Here is a 20,624-nt window from a genome sequence, read left to right on the forward strand (position 1 = left end):
TCTAATTTTTTCAAAATCATTTTAAATAGTATAGCTTATTTCTTAAAAAAGATACTAAAGAGTAAAACATCTTATAAGAATTATGGTAAAATTTAATAGTTAAAATGTGTTTCTTGAAATATATGATGATTTAGGATAATATCGTTAATGGATAAATAGGTTGCGATGGAGGGTCTATATGTCAAACAGATTTGCAGTGATTCTAGCGGCAGGTAAAGGCACACGTATGAAGTCTAAGCTATACAAGGTGCTTCATCCTGTATGTGGAAAACCTATGGTACAACATGTTGTCGATCAAGTATCTCAATTAGGATTGCAGAAACTTGTAACAGTCGTAGGACATGGTGCTGAAATGGTACAAGAACAGCTAGGAAACGTAAGTGAGTTTGCATTACAAGCAGAACAACTTGGTACAGCGCATGCCGTAGATCAAGCTGCAAGTGTACTTGCAAACGAAGAAGGAACAACTTTAGTTATTTGTGGTGATACACCGCTAATAACTGCTGAAACGATGGAAGCATTACTTCAGCAACATAAAGAAGCAGGGGCAATGGCAACGGTATTAACAGCTTACATAGAAGAACCTGCTGGATATGGTCGTATCGTTCGTAATGAGAATGGTCATGTTGAAAAGATTGTTGAGCATAAGGATGCAAATGAGAAAGAATTAGCTATTAAAGAAATCAATACAGGTACGTATTGTTTTGATAATAAAGCTTTATTCGCTTCACTTTCTAAAGTTTCAAATGATAACGTACAAGGTGAATATTACCTGCCAGATGTTATTGAAATTTTAAAAAATGAAGGTCATATTGTATCAGCTTATCAAACAGAGCACTTCGATGAAACGTTAGGTGTTAACGACAGAGTCGCTCTATCGCAAGCGGAAATTATTATGAAAAACCGTATCAACCGAAAGAACATGGTAAATGGTGTTACTATTATTGATCCAAGTAACACGTATATTTCTGCTGATGCAATTATCGGTAGTGATACAGTTCTTCATCCAGGAACAATTATTGAGGGGAACACTGTAATTGGTTCTGATTGTGAGATTGGACCGCATACAGTAATTCGCGATAGTGAAATTGGAGATCGTACGACAATTCGTCAATCTACTGTACATGATAGTAAGCTTGGTACAGAAGTATCGGTTGGCCCATTTGCACATATTCGCCCAGATTCAGTTATTGGAGATGAAGTACGCGTTGGAAACTTCGTGGAAATCAAAAAAACTGTTTTTGGTAATAGAAGTAAAGCTTCACACTTAAGTTATATCGGGGATGCACAAGTTGGAGAAGACGTGAATCTTGGTTGTGGTTCAATTACGGTGAACTATGACGGTAAGAATAAATTTAAAACTGTGATTGGTAACGGGGTATTTATTGGATGTAATTCAAACCTTGTTGCTCCTGTAACAGTTGAAGATGGTGCTTATGTGGCAGCAGGCTCTACAATTACAGAGAATGTTCCATCAAAAGCATTATCTGTAGCACGTGCACGTCAAGTTAACAAAGAAGACTATGTTGATCAATTGCTGAATAAGAAAAAATCATAATGTGGAGGGTTAATCTAGATGTCGACTCAATATCTAAATTCTAATTTGAAAGTATTCTCTTTAAACTCTAATAAGGAACTTGCTGAGCAAATTGCAAAGCATATTGGAGTAGGACTAGGAAAATGTTCTGTTGATCGTTTTAGTGATGGAGAAGTTCAAATTAACATTGAAGAAAGTATCCGTGGTTGCGATGTATTCATTATTCAATCTACAAGCTTCCCAGTAAACGAACATATCATGGAATTACTTATTATGATCGATGCATTAAAGCGTGCATCTGCAAAAACAATTAATATTGTTATTCCTTACTATGGTTATGCGCGTCAAGACCGTAAAGCGCGTTCTCGTGAACCAATTACATCGAAACTTGTAGCAAACTTGCTTGAAACAGCAGGTGCAACTCGTGTAATCACTCTAGATTTACATGCTCCACAAATTCAAGGGTTCTTTGATATCCCAATCGACCACCTAATGGGTGTACCGATTCTTTCAGATTACTTTGAAACAAAAGGTCTTAAAGATATCGTAATCGTGTCACCTGACCACGGTGGAGTAACTCGTGCTAGAAAAATGGCAGATCGCCTAAAAGCACCAATCGCTATTATTGATAAGCGTCGTCCTCGTCCGAACGTATCTGAGGTAATGAACATTATCGGTAATATTGAAGGTAAAACAGCAATTTTAATTGATGACATCATTGATACAGCTGGTACAATTACATTAGCAGCAAACGCTCTTGTTGAGAACGGTGCTTCTGAAGTATATGCTTGCTGTACACACCCAGTATTATCTGGTCCAGCAATTGAGCGTATCCAAAACTCAAATATTAAAGAGTTAGTTGTAACGAACTCTATCGTATTACCAGAAGAGAAGAAAATCGACAAAGTACATGAACTTTCAGTTGCTCCGCTAATCGGAGAAGCAATCATTCGTGTATACGAAGAAGAATCTGTAAGTGTATTATTCAATTAATTGGATAGAATGAGACGTAACCAAGATTGGTTACGTCTTTTCGTATCGAAAAAAGAAAGTAGTGGTACAAGAATGAAATTGATAGTAGGACTTGGGAACCCAGGTAGAGAATATGAATTAACAAGGCATAATATTGGATTTATGGCGATTGATGAACTTGCAAAGCGTTGGAATATTTCTTTGAACGAACAAAAGTTTAAAGGAGTATTTGGTGCAGGATTTGTTAATGGAGAAAAAGTAATCTTATTAAAGCCACTTACATATATGAATTTATCTGGGGAAAGTATTCGTCCGTTAATGGATTACTATAAAATTGATGTAGAGGACTTCGTTGTTCTGTACGATGATTTAGACATCCCTGTAGGTAAATTACGCCTTCGTATGAAAGGCAGTGCGGGTGGACATAATGGTGTGAAATCAACAATTTCACATTTAGGAACACAAGAGTTTCAACGTATCCGCATGGGAATCGATCGTCCGAAAAATGGAATGAAGGTAGTAGATTACGTATTAGGACGTTTTACATCAGAAGAGATTCCTGATGTAAATCATTCTATTGAAAAAGCAGCAGATGCATGTGAAGAATGGTTAAATAAACCTTTTCTTCAAATTATGAATACTTTCAATAGTTAAGAGTACGATTGGGAATATTTTATTTTATTTTTACCCATACTAGCAGTAATTGGATTTTTAGGAGGCTAGTATGGAAGGGTATTATTATTGCAGACATTGCGGGAGTAATGTAGGCTCCGTTACCGCAGAAAAAGTATATAGCGACGTTTTATTTCAACTAACAGAGCAAGAAGTAGTAGAAATGATTCATTTTCATGAGAATGGAAATATATATATAAAAACGATTTGTGAATTGTGTCAAGAAACGCTCGCATCTTATCCTGAGTATTATGAATATGAAAAATTTCTGCAATAAAATGTTGTCGCTTTGGCATGTCCAAAGCATTTTTCTGTTTTCTTTTTCCGAAATATTTGCATAAAATATAGTGGCTTGCTCTTTATGTTGAGAGGGGTTTTGAAAATGATAGGTTTATTAGAGCAATTTTATAAAAATGAAGAGATCCAATCGGTCATTAATGGATTAGAAGATGGTTTAAAAGAGCAACTTGTATCAGGTATGGCAACCTCTTCTCGTTCGTTATTAATGGCGGCCTTATATAAAAAAACAAAAAAATCACAACTTATTGTGACGCATAATTTATATCAAGCACAAAAAGTACATGAAGATTTAGTGGCGTTACTTGGTGAAAAAGATGTATGGCTATATCCAGTAAATGAATTGATAGCATCAGAACTTGGTGTTGCAAGCCCAGAATTGAAGGCGCAACGTATTGAAGTGTTAAATCGCTTAGCTGCAGGAGAGCATGGGATTATTGTAGCACCAGTTGCAGGACTACGCAGATTTTTACCAATGAAAGAGTTGTGGAAGCAAAGGCAAATCGAAATTAGTCTAGGGCAAGAGATTGATTTAGATACATTTTTGCATACCTTACATCATATTGGCTATGAGCGTAAGTCTATGGTAGAAGCTCCTGGAGAATTTAGTTTGCGTGGGGGAATATTAGATATATATCCACTAACTGAAGAGTTACCATTTCGTATTGAATTTTTCGATACAGAAGTCGATTCTATTCGATTATTTGATGTGGATGAACAGCGCTCTCAAGATAAAAAAGAAAGTGTTAGATTTGGTCCAGCAACAGAGTTTTTATTTTCGCAGGAAGAATTGAAATCGGGAATTAAGCATCTTGAAGAAGGCCTGACTAAGACGATGCAAAAACTTTCTGATGATAAGTTGAAGACTACAGTGCTTGAGACGGTAAGTCATGAAATTGAGATGTTAAAAAACGGGCAAAGTATAGAACAGATGTTTAAATATTTATCTATTTTCTATAACGAACCTGCTAGTCTGATAGATTATTTACCAGAAGATGGTGTTGTGATTTTAGATGAGATTTCACGTATTCAAGAAACAGCATCACATCTTGAAACAGAAGAGGCGGAATGGTATATATCCCTTCTTGGTGAGGGAACAATTATTCAAGATTTAACTTTCTCTCATTCCTTTGAAGAATTTCTTCATCATAAAAAAAGAAGCTTTGTATATTTAACGTTATTCTTACGTCATATAGCACATACACATCCACAAAACATTGTGAATGTGACATGTAAAACAATGCAAGATTTCCATGGGCAGATGCAGTTGTTGAAAACTGAAATTGATAGATGGAACGAAGGGCATTTTACGACTGTTGTGCTAGGTACAGATGATGAACGTGTGAAAAAACTACAACATATTTTAAGTGATTATGATATTGAGGCAGATATTGTAGAAGGTACAGATATATTATTGCCTGGAAGGTTACAAATTGCTGTAGGTGATTTACATGCAGGATTTGAAATGCCGATGCAAAAGCTTGTTGTCATTACTGAAAAAGAGCTTTTTCATAAGAAAGTTAAAAAATCACAACGTAAGCAAAAGTTATCGAATGCTGAACGTATTAAAAGTTATTCGGAATTAAAAGTTGGGGATTATGTAGTTCATGTAAATCATGGTATAGGTAAATTCTTAGGTATTGAAACATTAGAGATTAACGGTGTTCATAAAGATTATTTGAATATTAAATATCAAGGTAATGATAAGTTATACGTTCCAATTGAACAAATTGACCAAGTGCAAAAATATGTAGGATCTGAGGGTAAGGATCCGAAAGTTTATAAATTAGGTGGGAATGATTGGAAGAAGGTCAAAACGAAAGTTGAAAAATCTGTACAAGACATTGCGGATGACCTAATTAAACTATATGCTGAGCGCGAAGCTTCAAAGGGTTATGCATATACACCGGATACGGCAGAACAACAAGAATTCGAGTCCTCTTTCCCGTATCAAGAGACAGAGGATCAATTACGTTCTATTGAAGAGATTAAAAAGGATATGGAACGTGGACGTCCGATGGATAGGCTTCTTTGTGGTGATGTAGGATATGGAAAGACGGAAGTAGCTATTCGTGCGGCGTTTAAAGCAATTATGGATGAAAAACAAGTTGCAATTTTAGTGCCGACAACGATCCTTGCACAACAACACTATGAAACAATTCGAGAGCGTTTTCAAGATTATCCAATCAATATAGGATTATTAAGTAGATTCCGTACGAGAAAACAGCAAAATGAAACAATTAAAGGTTTAAAAGATGGCACAGTAGATATTGTAATCGGAACGCACCGTATTTTATCTAAAGATGTTACTTATAAAGATTTAGGTCTTCTTATTATTGATGAAGAACAAAGATTTGGTGTAACGCATAAAGAAAAAATTAAACAATTAAAAGCAAATGTTGACGTATTAACATTAACGGCAACTCCGATTCCGCGTACGCTCCATATGTCTATGCTTGGTGTGCGTGATTTATCTGTTATTGAGACGCCGCCGGAAAATCGTTTCCCGGTTCAAACATATGTAGTAGAGTATAATCCAGCATTAATGCGAGAAGCGATAGAACGGGAGCTTGCAAGAGGTGGTCAAGTTTACTTCCTATATAATCGTGTAGAGGATATCGAACGAAAAGCAGATGAAATTTCGATGTTAGTTCCAGATGCGCGTGTAACTTATGCACATGGGAAAATGAACGAGAGTGAATTAGAGTCTGTTATGCTATCGTTTTTAGAAGGACAGCATGATGTTCTTGTAAGTACAACGATTATTGAGACGGGTGTAGATATTCCAAATGTAAATACATTAATTGTATTTGATGCAGATCGTATGGGATTATCGCAGTTGTATCAGCTTCGTGGGCGTGTTGGACGTTCTAATCGTGTTGCATATGCTTACTTTGCATACAAACGGGATAAAGTGTTATCGGAAGTTGCGGAGAAGCGCCTGCAAGCCATTAAGGAGTTCACAGAGCTTGGATCTGGTTTCAAAATTGCGATGCGAGATTTATCAATTCGTGGTGCTGGTAACTTGTTAGGAGCCGAACAACATGGATTTATTGATTCTGTCGGATTTGATTTATATTCTCAAATGTTAAAAGATGCAATTGAACAGCGTAGAGGAACAGACGGAGTTGAAAATACAGTTAATGTTGAAATTGATTTAGAAGTAGATGCATATTTACCGGATGCTTATATTTCTGATAGTAAACAAAAAATTATGATGTATAAACAGTTTAGAGGTGTTTCTGCAATTGAGGATATTGAAGAGTTGCAGGAAGAGATGATAGATAGATTTGGTGATTACCCGCAAGAAGTTGGTTACTTATTGCAAATCGCAAATATTAAAGTATTAGCAATGAAAGAACAAATTGAATTAATTAAGCAAAATAAATTTGAAGTAACAATTCTGTTCTCAGAACAAGCGAGTCAAAACATTGATGGCGGAAAATTATTCATGCTTGGAAATAGTTTTGGACGAATGATCGGTCTAGGAATGGAAGGATCACAATTGAAAATCGTCATGAAAACAAATGGCTTAGAGACATCGAAGTGGTTAACAATTGCTGAAAATTTATTAAAAGGCTTGCCAGATGTAAAAAAAGAAGTCATAAATGCCTAATATTAGATAAAAAAATGCAATTCGACGTGCATAGAAGAACTAATGTGTAAAATACTATGTCTAACAGTTGGTGATTTTTACATGAACAGGTAAATTCACCACTTTCATCATCAGTAGAAAGTGAGGCAGCATTAGAATGAAAGCAACTGGAATCGTACGTCGAATTGATGATTTAGGTAGGGTAGTAATCCCGAAGGAAATTCGTAGAACTTTACGTATTCGAGAAGGGGACCCACTAGAAATATTTGTAGATCGCGATGGAGAAGTAATTTTAAAGAAATATTCTCCAATTAGCGAGCTAGGTGATTTTGCAAAAGAATATGCAGATGCTTTATATGATAGCTTAGGACATAATGTGCTTGTATGTGATCGAGATTCTATTATCGCAGTATCAGGTGTATCAAAAAAAGAATACTTAAATAAAAGCGTTGGCGATCTAATTGAAAAAACGATGGAAGAAAGAAAGTCTGTTATTATGACGGACGAAAGTGATATTTCCATTATTGATGGTGTAACAGAAAAGGTTCATTCTTATACAGTTGGGCCGATTGTTGCAAATGGAGACCCAATTGGGGCTGTCATTATTTTTTCAAAAGAAGCGATTATAAGCGAAATAGAGCACAAGGCGGTCAATACTGCTGCCAGTTTCTTAGCGAAACAAATGGAACAGTAAAGGTGTATGATTTTAGAAGTAGCAATCTTTCCTAATTATGATATTTCTTCTTGAGAAATCAATTATTTGGAGATATATGTATATTGAATGAAGGTAGCGCTTTGCTACCTTTTTTCATTGAATATTTCTAACGTTGCACGAACGTATTCTTACTTGTGTAGGTAAGGAAGCTTGTCCTTTTCTTTATGATATAATACGAGGGGTGAGAATAGAAAAAGGAGTTTTCTTGCATGGAATCGAAGAAGTATCAAGCCTTTTGGCGTGGGGCTATTATATTAACAATCGCAAGTTTTGTTACAAAGGTATTAAGCGCCTTTTACCGTATTCCATATCAAAATATAGCGGGTGACGTTGGTTTTTATATTTACCAACAAATTTATCCATTTTATGGATTTTGTTTAATTTTAGCTACTTATGGGTTCCCTATTATAATTTCAAAAATGGTTGCGGAACGATTAGAGCGAGGGAAAAAACAAGAAGCAGAGGAAATTATTTGTGTATCTTTTTGGTTTTTATTAGGGATTGGTTTCATAGGATTTTTTACATTGTTCTTTGGTGCCGAAGCAATTGCGATAGCTATGGGCGATATACACTTAGATAAGCTATTACGCGTTATTTCCTTTTCATTCATATTGATGCCGTTTTTATCTGTAGCAAGAGGATATTTCCAGGGATTCAATAATATGATGCCAACAGCTGTTTCGCAAGTGATAGAACAAACGATTCGTGTTTCTATTATTGTATTTTTATCTCTATTCCTAATTGCTCACGAATTTGATTTATATACAGTTGGTGCAGGTGCTATGCTCGGTTCAATCGCAGGTGGATTGATTGGGATTATCGTACTTATACTTTATATGCGTCATGACTTTCGTTCTATATTCTTCAAAAGTGTAAAGAGGATTAAAGGGAAAAAGAAGATTATAAAAATCCTGTTTTGGCAGGGGTTAGCGATTTGTGTTAGTAACTTAGTGCTTATTTTTATACAAATGGCTGATTCTATTTCTTTCTATTCTCTACTTATTGGAGCGGGAGAGCCAGTTGAAAGTGCAAAGGTGTTAAAAGGTGTTTATGACAGAAGTATCCCGCTTATGCAATTGGGTACTGTCGTGACAACTTCCTTCTCGTTGTCGCTTATTCCAATTATTACAGCAGCGAAGGAAAGAGGGGATCTTACCTTTATTCGAGAAAAGGTAAGGTTAGCGATGAAAATAACATTTGTTATCGGATTTGCAGCAGCCATTGGATTAACTTGTATTATCCAACCTACGAATATTATGTTGTTTGAAAATAGTGACGGGTCAGATGTTTTATCTATTTTATCTTTATCTATTTTATTTAGTTCATTGTCGATTACAACTGCTTCTATTTTGCAAGGGTTAGGACAAACATTAAAACCAGCAATATTCGTTATATTTGGCGGTTGTTTAAAGTTAGCTTTAAATTATATATTAATGCCATATTTTAGTGTGAAGGGAGCTGCAATTGCGACGCTAGTTGCGTTAATTGTAATTTCTATACTAAATAGTGTATTACTTATGCGAGCTGTATCCGAATCGCTTATCGACAAACGGAATATGTTAGGTATAGTTATTAGTGGTATCGGTATGGGATTTGTACTAATAATGTTTATGCGTGTATTGCAAATGTCTGGATTAGTAATGGATACAAGTCATAGAGGTGTTGCAACACTTGAGGCGTTGTTAGGTGTAGCCATCGGCGGATTGGCATATATGTTTTTCATTTTAAAATTACGTGTATTTACAAAAACAGAAATAGGAACCGTTATGAAAAAAGAGAAAAAAGAAGGTTCATTGAAGAAGAGTGGATAGAGGTGACAGGTTGTGAGTGGAATCATTACTATTTTAGGATTAGGTGCTGGTGAATTAGATCAGTTAACGATGGGTGTATATAGAAAAATAAAAGAAGCAGATCACATGTTTGTTAGAACGAAGGAACATCCCGTTATAGAAGAGTTAGAGAAAGAAGGTATACGATATACTGCTTTTGACAATGTATATGAAGCACATGATACATTTGAAATTGTATATGAAACAATTGCGAATACATTGCTAAAACAAGCTGAAGGTGCAGAAATCATCTATGCTGTTCCAGGGCATCCACTTGTAGCGGAAAGAACGGTTCAGCTACTATTGGAAAAAAGTGAAGTAGCGAATATTGAAGTGCGAATTGAAGGTGGGCAAAGTTTCCTTGATCCTATGTTTGCAAGTCTTAAGATTGATCCGATTGAAGGATTCCAATTAATTGACGCTACATCATTTGAAAGAGGACAATTAGAATTACGTCAACACTTAATCTTTTGCCAGGTATATGACGCATTCGTTGCATCAGATGTGAAATTAACATTAATGGAGATGCTGCCAGATGATTATGAAGTGTATATCGTAACAGCTGCAGGGACTTCATTTGAGCAAGTGAAAAAGGTGCCGTTGTACATGTTAGATCATGAAACGGAGTTGAATAATTTAACGAGTGTGTACGTACCGCCAGTTCAGGAACGTGCGTCCTTGTATCAACAGTTTGATGTGCTTAGAGAAATTATTGCAGACCTTCGTGGACCGAATGGTTGCCCATGGGATAAAAAGCAAACACATCAATCTTTAAAGAAGTATTTAATTGAGGAAGCTTATGAAGTATTAGAAGCAATTGATGAAGAGGATGATGATCACTTAGTAGAAGAACTGGGTGATGTATTATTACAAGTTATGCTTCATGCCCAAATCGGAGAGGACGAAGGTTGGTTCTCTATAGATGATATTATTCGAACTTTATCTGAGAAAATGGTTCGTCGTCATCCGCATGTATTTGGGAATACGGATGTAAATAATGCCGATGAAGTAATTGCCAATTGGGAAGAAATTAAAAAACAAGAAAAAGGGTTTGTAAAAGAATCTGTTTTAAATGGGGTTCCAAAAAGTTTGCCGCAGTTACTACGCGCTTATGAAATCCAGAAAAAAGCTGGTAAGGTTGGTTTCGATTGGGTTGATGTACAGCCGATGATAGAGAAAGCCTTAGAAGAATGGCAAGAGTTCCAACAAGAAGTTACAAACATGGATGAGGCGAAGATGTTAAGTGAATTTGGCGATTTACTATTTGCGTTTGTTAATATAGCTCGTCATTATAAAATAGATCCAGAAGAAGCGTTACGTTCAACAAATGAGAAATTCGTCAGTCGTTTTTTATACATGGAAGCAAAGGTAGCTGAAATGAAGAAAGAGATGCAAGATTTATCATTAGAGCAGTTAGATATTTTCTGGGAAGAGGCAAAACAAACAGAGCGTTAATAGGGGGATTTAATATGCGTCTAGATAAGTTTTTAAAAGTATCACGTTTAATTAAAAGAAGAACATTGGCGAAAGAAGTAGCTGATCAAGGAAGAATATCCATTAATGGTCAAGTGGCAAAAGCAAGTTCAGATGTAAAAGTAGCTGATGAATTAACAATTCGTTTTGGTCAAAAAATAGTAACTGTAAAAATAAATGAATTGAAAGAAACGACTAAAAAAGAAGATGCAGCAAATATGTATAGCTTAGTTCGTGAAGAAAAAGTAAAGGCCGAAGAAGGCTTGTTCTAAAATTGATTATCTTTTCATACATTACTATTAGCTAGTATAAATGTATGGGGGGATTTACGTGAATAATGGTTACTCACCTATGTCTTCTAATCAACAAAATGTTTCTGTAGAGCATGATATTATTATGCGTGGCAGACGTGTAATTGATATTACCGGTGTAAAGCAGGTAGAGAGTTTTGATAGCGAAGAGTTTTTACTTGAGACCGTAATGGGCTTTTTAACAATTCGCGGTCAAAATTTGCAAATGAAAAATTTAGATGTAGAAAAAGGTGTTGTATCGATTAAAGGGAAAGTTCATGAGATGCTGTATATTGATGAGAATCAAGGGGAGAAAACTAAAGGCTTCTTTAGTAAGTTGTTTAAATGAGTCTAACAATTCAGTTGTATACGATGCTCTCAATGATCGGAATGGGTGCTTGGATTGGAGCGTCTTTAGATACATACCAACGATTTTTAAAACGTCAAGAACGTAAGCGTTGGATTGTATTTATACATGATATACTATTTTGGATTGTCCAAGCATTATTCGTTTTTTACGTATTACTTCTTGTAAATGAAGCTGAACTACGTATATATGTATTTTTAGCATTATTATGTGGTTTTGCGGCATATCAAAGCATGTTGAAAGCAATATACATGAGACTGTTAAATTTTCTCATCTATATTTTTGTGCAAACAACACACTTTTTTGTTCAAATTATACAGCTACTCATGATAAAACCTGTTATTATTATAGCGCAGCTATTTATTGCATTTATATTATTCTTATTTCGTATACTGCTTTCAATTGGACATGTGTTATGGAAAATGGTGATTTGGATATTACTTTTCATATGGAAAGTTTTTTTCTGGCCTGTTCGATTTATTGCTTCGCTCATATGGAAACTTCTCCCTAATCGTGTTAAACTTTTTATAATGAAGCATGTAGGGTTCCTGCAATATATAGCAAAATTGAAGGGACATATCTTCCAATTATGGGAGCGTATAAAAAAGAAGTTAGGGGGACCTCGGAAATGAGGGAACTGAGACAAAGAACAATCGAAAAACAGAGTCCAAATCCTGTTAAAGAGCATATAATACAAACGGATGAGAACAGGAAGCGACTTTATCGCCGTTTAGCGGTTTTTCTTGTCTTTGCTTTTACAATTATTGCGAGTATTAGTGTAACGTTTTATCAACAAAACAGTTCCATTAAAGCAAAAGAAGCAAAAGTTAAGGACATGAAAAAAGAACTGGATTCATTAACGAACAAAGAAAAGAGTCTAAAAGACGAAGTTCAAAAGTTAAATGATGAAGAGTACGTATTAAAGATTGCTAGAAGGGATTATTTCTTCTCTGGAAAAGGGGAGATAATTTTTCCTGTTTCTAAGTAGAGTATGTCTTATTGACACTATATTTTAGGATTATATATAATAAAGTAAAATTTGACTTTTTAACCACTAAGGAGGAGCATTTTTTTTATGTCAATCGAGGTAGGCAGCAAGTTACAGGGTAAAGTAACAGGTATTACAAATTTTGGGGCTTTTGTGGAGCTGCCAGAAGGCTTAACGGGTCTTGTTCATATTAGTGAAGTTGCTGATAATTATGTGAAAGATATTAACGATCACTTAAAAGTGGGCGACCAAGTAGAAGTAAAAGTTATTAACGTTGAAAAAGATGGTAAGATTGGTCTATCTATTAAAAAAGCGAAAGAGCGTGAAAAAACAGAAGGAGATCGTCCACGTGGTGAATACCAACGCGGTGGTGATCAACAACGTTCTGGACGTCCACAACGTAATCGTTCTTTCAACAGAGATAACCGTGGTGGCGGTAACGACCGTGCTCCAAAAGAAACATTCGAGCAAAAGATGGCACGTTTCTTAAAGGATAGCGAAGATCGTTTAACTTCTTTAAAGCGTAACACTGAATCTAAACGTGGTGGCCGTGGCGCACGTCGCGGATAATAAGAACGTTTAATTCTTAGAATATAGAGAGGTGCCCAGGGCGATTGCTCAGGGTGCTTTTTTATATGTGAAAATATATTTTTAAAAAAGTTTTCAAGATGTGTTGACTTTAAATTATATCTGAGGTAAGATACTAATTGTCCGTTAAATAAGACGACATGGCGGTGTAGCTCAGCTGGCTAGAGCGTACGGTTCATACCCGTGAGGTCGGGGGTTCGATCCCCTCCGCCGCTATATTTAATTTAACGGCCCGTTGGTCAAGTGGTTAAGACACCGCCCTTTCACGGCGGTAACACGGGTTCGAATCCCGTACGGGTCATCTAAAAAGATCATGCAAATGCGCATGATCTTTTTTTGTTAAATAAATTAAGACATACAACACTTCTACAAAATCACCCTATATTTTCTGAATGTTCGATTAAAATATTAAAAATAAAATACATACTGTGTATATATGTAGAGTTATTTCGAATAAAAAGTCGAACGATTATAAAAGTGAAAACTGTTGTTTTGACAAAAATCCCAATAATCATCTTTTATAATGACAGTAATTAAACTATGCAGGTGGTGTTAAAAATATGCCTAAAGCAGGAAGGAATACTATGAATACAAGTGCATTGGCAATGAATGAAGGTCAGCTTGGAGGAGTAAAGTGGACGAGTAAGTTGCGAATGAAGTTTGAGCAAGTTTTCTTTAGATGGGGATTCATTATTGTTGTTATTGGTTTTCTTTTGGGACGAGCATATATATTAACAAACATTTTACCGTTTGCACTACCGTTTTTTGCTGCTGTTTATGTTATGAAGCGGGATAAAATGCCGCTCGCATTCTTGGCCCTAATGGGGGGCGCACTTTCAGTTTCGATAGATAATTTATTCTTTACCTTTGCATCTATTTTTACTTTCTTCATTTATAATATCTTCTTTAGTCGGTTTACACGTAAAACTGTTGGACTTGTACCATTCCAAGTATTTATCTCCGCATTAACTGCACATTTAGTTGTCGTATATTTTGCACAACAAACTGTTACCATGTACGATTTACTCGTTAGTACGATTGAGGCAGGGCTTAGCTTCGTATTAACTATGATATTTTTACAAAGTGTCCCGCTTTTAGTAGAAAGAAAAGGGAAACAACAAGCGTTAGAGACAGAAGAAATTGTTTGTTTAATTATATTACTAGCATCTGTTTTAACTGGTACAACAGATTGGTTCATATATGACGCTTCTATTCAACATATTTTTACTAGGTATTTAGTGCTTGTGTTTGCGTTTATCGCAGGAGCGGCTACAGGATCTACAGTAGGGGTCGTCACTGGGTTAATATTAAGCTTAGCAAATGTCTCTAGTTTGTCCCAACTTAGTCTGCTTGCCTTTTCTGGATTGCTTGGTGGTTTGTTAAAAGAAGGGAAACGCTTAGGTGTTAGTTTAGGTTTATTAATTGGGACAAGCTTGATTACGCTATATGTAGACAAGCAAACAAACATTGTGACAACTTTAATTGAATCTGGTGTGGCGATTGCTTTCTTTTTATTAACACCGAAACTTGTTATGGATCGTATTGCTAAATTTATGCCAGGCACACAGGAGCATTCGCAAGATCAACAACAGTATTTAAGAAGAATGCGTGATGTTACAGCGAATAAAATCAATCAATTTGCCAATGTATTTGCTGCTTTATCTAATAGCTTTTCTGTATATGGATATGTGGAGGAGGAAGATAAAGAGACGGAGGCAGATTTGTTCTTAAGTACAATTACTGCAAAAACATGTCAAACATGCTTTAAAAAGGACCAATGCTGGGTAGTTAATTTCGATAAAACGTATGATTATATGAAACAAATAATGAGTGAAACGGAAGAAGGAACTCTGCAGCATAATCGGAAGTTAGTTCGTGAATGGGACAAGCATTGCGTAAGAGGCAAGAAAGTGACGGATTTAGTAGCGGGTGAATTAGATCACTTCTATGAGGGACAAAAATTACGAAAACAAATGAAAGAAAATCGTAGAATAGTAGCGGAGCAATTGTTAGGTGTATCAAAAGTTATGGAGGATTTTGCTAAGGAGATACAAAGAGAAAGAGAAAATCATCAAGTACAGGAAGAACAGATTCTGCAAGCGTTTCGTGATTTTGGTGTAGAAATAGAGCATGTTGATATTTATTGTTTAGATAGAGGAAGTATTGATATTGAAATGTTGATTCCAGTTGCATCTAATGAACATGGAGAGTGTGAAAAATTAGTTGCACCAATGCTTTCTGATATCCTGAAGGAAAACATAGTTGTGAAACATGAAGAAAAATCTTCTTATCCGAATGGGCACAGTTTAATATCATTTGGTTCAGCAAAAACGTATTCCCTTGATACCGGCTTGGCCACAGCCGCGAAAGGCGGTGGGTTTGTTTCGGGTGATTCTTATGCGATGATGGATTTAAGTGTTGGGAAATATGCCCTTGCAATTAGTGATGGTATGGGAAATGGGCAAAGAGCTCATATGGAGAGTAAAGAAACGGTGAAATTATTACAAAAAATACTTCAATCAGGCATTGATGAAGAAATAGCGATTAAGTCTATTAACTCTATTCTTTCTTTAAGAACAACAGAAGAGATGTTTACGACGTTAGATTTAGCTATGGTAGATTTACGGGATGCGAGTGCGAAGTTTTTAAAGATTGGATCGACGCCGAGTTTTGTTAAACGCGCAAATAATATTTTGAAAATTGAAGCAAGTAATTTGCCAATGGGAATTATCGAGGATGTTGAAGTTGATGTAGTGGGTGAGCAATTAAAAACAGGTGATATTCTTATTATGATGAGTGATGGGATTTTTGAGGGCGCGCAGCATGTGGAGAATCACGAGTTATGGATGAAGCGGAAAATTAAAGAGTTACAAACTGAAGATCCGCAAGAAATTGCTGATATCATTATGGAAGAGGTGATTCGATCTGGCGATGGTTATATAAATGATGATATGACTATTGTAGTAGCGAAAGTGAAGAAAAATATGCCGAAGTGGGCTACCATTCCAATTGTAGGAATGCAAGCGCAATAAAGTGAAACTTGAAGTGTAATGTTTCTTTCTAAAAACCTAGGTGAATACCTAGGTTTTTTTGCTTTAAAAGATAATGTTATTATTTTTGTGAATATATACGGATGATGTAAGATAAAAATGTAATTTTTGTATATCTTTTTTTTGCACAATGTTTGTAAAAGTTGTACCATTATAAACAAGGTAACTAACGTTGCTGTTCTTGTTTAATGAAAGGTGATTACGAAGTTGAAAGATACATTTGTTGAAAAGGTAGATGACTTTGTAAAGCAGCATGATGTATTAAAGGAACGCTCAACAATTGTTGTAGGGGTTTCTGGTGGTCCTGACTCTTTGGCTCTTCTATATTATTTGTTAGAAAAAAGAGCGGCAAAACAGTTTGAAATTGTAGTGGCGCATGTGGATCACATGTTTAGAGGTGATGAATCTCATGAGGACCTACAGTTTGTGCAGGACCTTTGTAAAGGACTGGGAGTTATTTGCGAAACGATAAGAATTAATGTGTCGCAATATCAACAGCAATACGGGATGAATGCACAGGTTGCTGCTAGAGAATGCAGATATGCATTTTTGGAAAGAATAATGAAGAAATATGATGCGAGATATGTAGCCCTTGGACATCATGGTGATGACCAAGTAGAGACGATTTTAATGCGTCTTGTACGAGGGAGTACTCCGAAAGGATATGCAGGAATTGCAGTGAAGCGTCCTTTTCATAATGGATATTTAATTAGGCCGTTACTTGGAGTAACAAAGGAAGAAATTGTTGATTACTGTAATAAGCTGAAAATAATTCCTCGTATAGATCCAAGTAATAAAAAGGAAGTATATACAAGGAATCGATTACGTAAATACGTTCTTCCTCATTTGAAAGAAGAAAACCCACAAGTGCATGAGAAATTCCAAAAATTTAGCATGCAGATGCAAGAGGATGAGGCGTATTTGCAGGAATTAGCTTTTGAGAAAATGAATAAAGTAATTACAAAAAAAAGTGATAAACAAATTAGCTTATCAATTCCTGCCTTTGAATCCATGTCTATGCCTTTACAAAGAAGAGGGATTCAACTAATATTAAACTATCTTTATGAATATAAGATTCCATCTTCTCTTTCCTCTATACATATTGACAAAGTGATTGAGTTTTTTAAGCGGACACAGCCTTCGGGTTCACTTGATTTCCCAGGTGATTTGAAAATTGTTCGCGCATACGAGGAGTGTAGCTTTGGATTTAAACAAGAAATTGTTTCTCCTTTCTTACAAGATTTATCAGTGCCCGGGACAATTACGCTATCGAACGGGGATAAACTTGTAACAGAGGTGAGCGAAGATATACCAAGTGACATGAATGAAACAGTATTTGTTGCTAAGTATAATGATATATCATATCCACTTCGTATTCGGTCTAGAGAAAATGGAGATCGCATGTCAATACAAGGTATGAATGGCACTAAAAAGATAAAAGCTATTTTTATCGAAGCAAAAGTACCAAGAGAAAAAAGAGAAGAATGGCCGGTCGTTTGTGATGCAAGTGGGAATGTTATTTGGTTACCCTTGTTGAAGCGATCTGCATTTGCTATCTCGAAAGAGACAGCAAAGAAGGATAAATATATGATTATTCACTACAAAAGCAAGGAGTCTTCCGGGAGGATAATGAAATGATGAATCAAGATATCGAAAAAGTATTAATTTCTGAAGAGCAAATACAAGAAAAGGTGCTCGAATTAGGCGCAATTATTGCAGAGGATTATAAAAACACAGTACCTCTTGCGATTGGTGTACTAAAGGGTGCAATGCCATTCATGGCAGATTTATTAAAGAGAACAGATACATATCTTGAAATGGATTTTATGGCTGTATCTAGTTACGGTCACTCAACTGTTTCAACAGGCGAAGTGAAAATTTTAAAAGACCTTGATACTTCTGTAGAAGGTCGCGATATTTTAATCGTTGAAGATATTATTGATAGCGGTCTTACGCTAAGTTACTTAGTAGACCTATTTAAATATCGTAAAGCGAAGTCTGTAAAAATCGTTACGTTATTAGATAAACCAACAGGCCGTAAGGTAGATTTGAAAGCGGATTATGTTGGGTTTACTGTACCGCATGAATTTGTTGTAGGATATGGATTAGATTATAAAGAGCAATACCGTAATCTTCCTTATGTAGGAGTATTAAAACCAAGCGTTTACTCAAATTAATTAAATACAGGCGTCACAATTGTATAGGAAAGTTTTTCTATGTTACGATTTACTATAGTGTTTATGCCGTGAGAGGAGGTTAGGAATGAATCGTATCTTCCGTAATACCATCTTTTATTTACTGATATTCCTAGTAGTAATTGGAATCGTGAGCTATTTTAATGGTTCGACACAAAAAACGACATCAGTTAGCTACGATAAATTCATTACTAAACTAGAAAAAGGTGAAGTGCGTAATGTGCAGCTTCAACCGAAAAATGGTGTGTTTGAAGTAAAAGGACAATTTAATAACTCTAGCCAGGGAGAACAATTTGTTACTTATGCACCAAATACTGAGGAATTACAAAAGAAAATTAATGATAAAGCGCAAGGTGCTGAAGTTAAGTATCAACCAGCAGAAGAAACAAGTGCTTGGGTAACCTTCTTTACTTCTATCATCCCGTTTGTCATTATCTTCATTTTATTCTTCTTCTTATTAAACCAAGCTCAGGGCGGCGGTAGCCGTGTTATGAACTTCGGGAAAAGTAAGGCGAAGTTATATAATGACGAAAAGAAAAAAGTTCGTTTCAGAGATGTTGCTGGAGCAGATGAAGAGAAACAAGAGCTTGTTGAGGTAGTTGAATTCTTGAAAGATCCTCGTAAGTTTGCTGAAGTTGGTGCCCGTATTCCGAAGGGTGTTCTATTAGTGGGACCTCCAGGTACAGGTAAAACTTTACTAGCACGTGCCGTTGCGGGTGAGGCAGGCGTTCCGTTCTTCTCTATCAGTGGTTCTGATTTCGTAGAGATGTTCGTCGGTGTCGGTGCATCACGTGTACGTGATTTATTCGAAAACGCAAAGAAAAATGCTCCTTGCATCATTTTCATTGATGAAATTGATGCGGTAGGACGTCAACGTGGCGCTGGTCTTGGTGGTGGCCATGATGAGCGTGAACAAACGTTAAACCAATTGCTTGTTGAAATGGATGGATTCGGTGCCAACGAAGGTATTATTATCATCGCTGCGACAAACCGTCCTGATATTCTTGACCCAGCATTATTACGTCCAGGTCGTTTTGACCGTCAAATTACAGTAGATCGTCCAGATGTAAATGGCCGTGAAGCTGTACTGAAAGTGCATGCTCGTAATAAACCGCTTGATGAGAATATCAACTTAAGAGCAATTGCAACTCGTACACCAGGATTCTCTGGTGCCGATCTTGAAAACTTATTAAACGAAGCTGCTTTAGTAGCTGCGCGTCAAGATAAGAAGAAAATTGATATGAGTGACATTGATGAAGCGACGGATCGTGTTATTGCAGGTCCGGCTAAGAAAAGTCGTGTTATCTCTGAAAAAGAACGTAATATCGTTGCTTTCCATGAAGCGGGCCACACTGTAATTGGTGTTGTCCTTGATGAAGCTGATGTCGTTCATAAAGTAACAATTGTCCCTCGTGGTCAAGCTGGTGGATATGCAGTAATGCTTCCAAAAGAAGATCGTTACTTCATGACAAAACCAGAGTTACTTGATAAAATCACTGGTTTACTTGGTGGTCGAGTAGCTGAAGAGATTGTATTTGGTGAAGTAAGTACAGGTGCTCATAATGACTTCCAACGTGCGACTGGTATTGCAAGACGTATGGTAACGGAATTTGGTATGAGTGATAAGCTTGGACCAATGCAATTTGGTAGCTCACAAGGTGGTCAAGTGTTCTTAGGAAGAGACTTCCATTCAGAACAAAACTATAGTGATGCGATTGCACACGAAATCGATATGGAAATGCAAACGATTATGAAAGAATGTTATGCTCGTGCAAAACAAATTCTTACTGACAATCGTGATAAACTAGATCTTATTGCGAAAACGTTACTTGAAGTAGAAACGTTAGATGCAGAGCAAATCAATCATTTATGTGACTATGGCAGATTGCCAGAACGTTCAACATCTTCAGCTGATGTGAAAGTAAACATCAACATGAAGAAGGACGATGAAGAATCAGAAGATAAGTAAGAAGAGATGAAGGAGTGACGATAGTCACTCCTTTTTTATTTGTAGAAGGGAACTAAGTAGAAAAAGAATTTAAATAAATCTGGTACT

17 protein-coding genes and 2 tRNA genes are annotated in these 20,624 nt (G+C 36.1%); all 19 read left to right on the forward strand.

What is annotated here, in order from left to right; all coding sequences use genetic code 11:
• The first annotated feature begins 178 nt into the window (after positions 1-178).
• The 19 genes from glmU to ftsH all read left to right on the forward strand — a co-directional run bounded on the left by glmU (position 179) and on the right by ftsH (position 20,537).
• A complete protein-coding gene (gene glmU, locus BAQ46_RS25750; protein WP_000071036.1) occupies positions 179-1,558 on the forward strand; it encodes a bifunctional UDP-N-acetylglucosamine diphosphorylase/glucosamine-1-phosphate N-acetyltransferase GlmU in 1,380 nt (459 codons plus the stop codon).
• Positions 1,559-1,576: 18 nt separating this feature from the next.
• Positions 1,577-2,530 (forward strand): ribose-phosphate diphosphokinase, encoded by a 954-nt coding sequence (locus BAQ46_RS25755; RefSeq protein WP_000107420.1) that lies wholly within the window; start codon positions 1,577-1,579, stop codon positions 2,528-2,530.
• A 72-nt stretch (positions 2,531-2,602) separates the two neighbouring features.
• Complete coding sequence (gene pth, locus BAQ46_RS25760) at positions 2,603-3,163, forward strand: aminoacyl-tRNA hydrolase (protein WP_001979768.1); 561 nt, start codon at positions 2,603-2,605, stop codon at positions 3,161-3,163.
• 70 nt (positions 3,164-3,233) lie between these two features.
• Positions 3,234-3,458: an anti-sigma-F factor Fin gene (locus BAQ46_RS25765; RefSeq protein WP_000399440.1), complete on the forward strand. Its 225-nt coding sequence runs from the start codon at positions 3,234-3,236 to the stop codon at positions 3,456-3,458.
• A gap of 105 nt (positions 3,459-3,563) precedes the next feature.
• Positions 3,564-7,094 carry a transcription-repair coupling factor gene (gene mfd, locus BAQ46_RS25770; RefSeq protein ID WP_071743057.1) on the forward strand — a complete coding sequence of 1,177 codons (3,531 nt, stop codon included), beginning with the start codon at positions 3,564-3,566 and terminating at the stop codon, positions 7,092-7,094.
• Positions 7,095-7,230: 136 nt separating this feature from the next.
• A complete protein-coding gene (gene spoVT, locus BAQ46_RS25775; protein ID WP_000648302.1) occupies positions 7,231-7,767 on the forward strand; it encodes a stage V sporulation protein T in 537 nt (178 codons plus the stop codon).
• Positions 7,768-7,997: 230 nt separating this feature from the next.
• The gene (locus BAQ46_RS25780) at positions 7,998-9,599 is read left to right on the forward strand and encodes a putative polysaccharide biosynthesis protein (protein ID WP_000444157.1); all 1,602 of its coding nucleotides are present in this window, start codon (positions 7,998-8,000) and stop codon (positions 9,597-9,599) included.
• Between the two features lie 12 nt (positions 9,600-9,611).
• Positions 9,612-11,072: a bifunctional methyltransferase/pyrophosphohydrolase YabN gene (gene yabN, locus BAQ46_RS25785; RefSeq protein WP_071743058.1), complete on the forward strand. Its 1,461-nt coding sequence runs from the start codon at positions 9,612-9,614 to the stop codon at positions 11,070-11,072.
• Positions 11,073-11,086: 14 nt separating this feature from the next.
• A complete protein-coding gene (locus BAQ46_RS25790; RefSeq protein WP_001234876.1) occupies positions 11,087-11,362 on the forward strand; it encodes an RNA-binding S4 domain-containing protein in 276 nt (91 codons plus the stop codon).
• 58 nt (positions 11,363-11,420) lie between these two features.
• Entirely contained in the window at positions 11,421-11,729 is a 309-nt protein-coding gene (yabP, locus tag BAQ46_RS25795; protein WP_001059101.1) for a sporulation protein YabP, read from the forward strand.
• Entirely contained in the window at positions 11,726-12,379 is a 654-nt protein-coding gene (gene yabQ / locus BAQ46_RS25800; RefSeq protein WP_000059762.1) for a spore cortex biosynthesis protein YabQ, read from the forward strand. The genes yabP and yabQ overlap by 4 nt, the downstream gene beginning before the upstream one ends.
• Positions 12,376-12,735 (forward strand): cell division protein DivIC, encoded by a 360-nt coding sequence (divIC, locus tag BAQ46_RS25805; protein WP_001208736.1) that lies wholly within the window; start codon positions 12,376-12,378, stop codon positions 12,733-12,735. The genes yabQ and divIC overlap by 4 nt, the downstream gene beginning before the upstream one ends.
• An 87-nt stretch (positions 12,736-12,822) precedes the next feature.
• Positions 12,823-13,305, forward strand: a complete 483-nt coding sequence (locus BAQ46_RS25810) for a S1 domain-containing RNA-binding protein (protein WP_000021452.1) — start codon at positions 12,823-12,825, stop codon at positions 13,303-13,305.
• A 160-nt stretch (positions 13,306-13,465) separates the two neighbouring features.
• A tRNA-Met gene (locus tag BAQ46_RS25815) sits at positions 13,466-13,539 on the forward strand.
• A gap of 13 nt (positions 13,540-13,552) precedes the next feature.
• Positions 13,553-13,624: transfer RNA gene (locus BAQ46_RS25820), tRNA-Glu, on the forward strand.
• Positions 13,625-13,883: 259 nt separating this feature from the next.
• Positions 13,884-16,355, forward strand: a complete 2,472-nt coding sequence (gene spoIIE / locus BAQ46_RS25825) for a stage II sporulation protein E (RefSeq protein ID WP_001123528.1) — start codon at positions 13,884-13,886, stop codon at positions 16,353-16,355.
• Positions 16,356-16,580: 225 nt separating this feature from the next.
• Positions 16,581-18,011, forward strand: coding sequence for a tRNA lysidine(34) synthetase TilS (gene tilS, locus BAQ46_RS25830; protein WP_000655447.1), 1,431 nt, complete (start codon positions 16,581-16,583; stop codon positions 18,009-18,011).
• Complete coding sequence (hpt, locus tag BAQ46_RS25835; RefSeq protein WP_000981838.1) at positions 18,008-18,550, forward strand: hypoxanthine phosphoribosyltransferase; 543 nt, start codon at positions 18,008-18,010, stop codon at positions 18,548-18,550. The genes tilS and hpt overlap by 4 nt, the downstream gene beginning before the upstream one ends.
• Positions 18,551-18,635: 85 nt before the next feature.
• Positions 18,636-20,537: an ATP-dependent zinc metalloprotease FtsH gene (ftsH, locus tag BAQ46_RS25840; protein ID WP_001079660.1), complete on the forward strand. Its 1,902-nt coding sequence runs from the start codon at positions 18,636-18,638 to the stop codon at positions 20,535-20,537.
• Positions 20,538-20,624: the final 87 nt, after the last annotated feature.

This window comes from Bacillus paranthracis (assembly GCF_001883995.1).
GTDB classification, from domain to species: Bacteria; Bacillota; Bacilli; order Bacillales; family Bacillaceae_G; genus Bacillus_A; species Bacillus_A paranthracis.

Excerpts from the sequence above, each read along its gene's own strand:
- glmU (WP_000071036.1), top strand. The coding sequence starts at position 179 with ATGTCAAACAGATTTGCAGTGATTCTAGCGGCAGGTAAAGGCACACGT.
- BAQ46_RS25755 (WP_000107420.1), top strand. The coding sequence starts at position 1,577 with ATGTCGACTCAATATCTAAATTCTAATTTGAAAGTATTCTCTTTAAAC.
- pth (WP_001979768.1), top strand. The coding sequence starts at position 2,603 with ATGAAATTGATAGTAGGACTTGGGAACCCAGGTAGAGAATATGAATTA.
- BAQ46_RS25765 (WP_000399440.1), top strand. The coding sequence starts at position 3,234 with ATGGAAGGGTATTATTATTGCAGACATTGCGGGAGTAATGTAGGCTCC.
- mfd (WP_071743057.1), top strand. The coding sequence starts at position 3,564 with ATGATAGGTTTATTAGAGCAATTTTATAAAAATGAAGAGATCCAATCG.
- spoVT (WP_000648302.1), top strand. The coding sequence starts at position 7,231 with ATGAAAGCAACTGGAATCGTACGTCGAATTGATGATTTAGGTAGGGTA.
- BAQ46_RS25780 (WP_000444157.1), top strand. The coding sequence starts at position 7,998 with ATGGAATCGAAGAAGTATCAAGCCTTTTGGCGTGGGGCTATTATATTA.
- BAQ46_RS25790 (WP_001234876.1), top strand. The coding sequence starts at position 11,087 with ATGCGTCTAGATAAGTTTTTAAAAGTATCACGTTTAATTAAAAGAAGA.
- yabQ (WP_000059762.1), top strand. The coding sequence starts at position 11,726 with ATGAGTCTAACAATTCAGTTGTATACGATGCTCTCAATGATCGGAATG.
- divIC (WP_001208736.1), top strand. The coding sequence starts at position 12,376 with ATGAGGGAACTGAGACAAAGAACAATCGAAAAACAGAGTCCAAATCCT.
- BAQ46_RS25810 (WP_000021452.1), top strand. The coding sequence starts at position 12,823 with ATGTCAATCGAGGTAGGCAGCAAGTTACAGGGTAAAGTAACAGGTATT.
- spoIIE (WP_001123528.1), top strand. The coding sequence starts at position 13,884 with ATGCCTAAAGCAGGAAGGAATACTATGAATACAAGTGCATTGGCAATG.
- hpt (WP_000981838.1), top strand. The coding sequence starts at position 18,008 with ATGATGAATCAAGATATCGAAAAAGTATTAATTTCTGAAGAGCAAATA.
- ftsH (WP_001079660.1), top strand. The coding sequence starts at position 18,636 with ATGAATCGTATCTTCCGTAATACCATCTTTTATTTACTGATATTCCTA.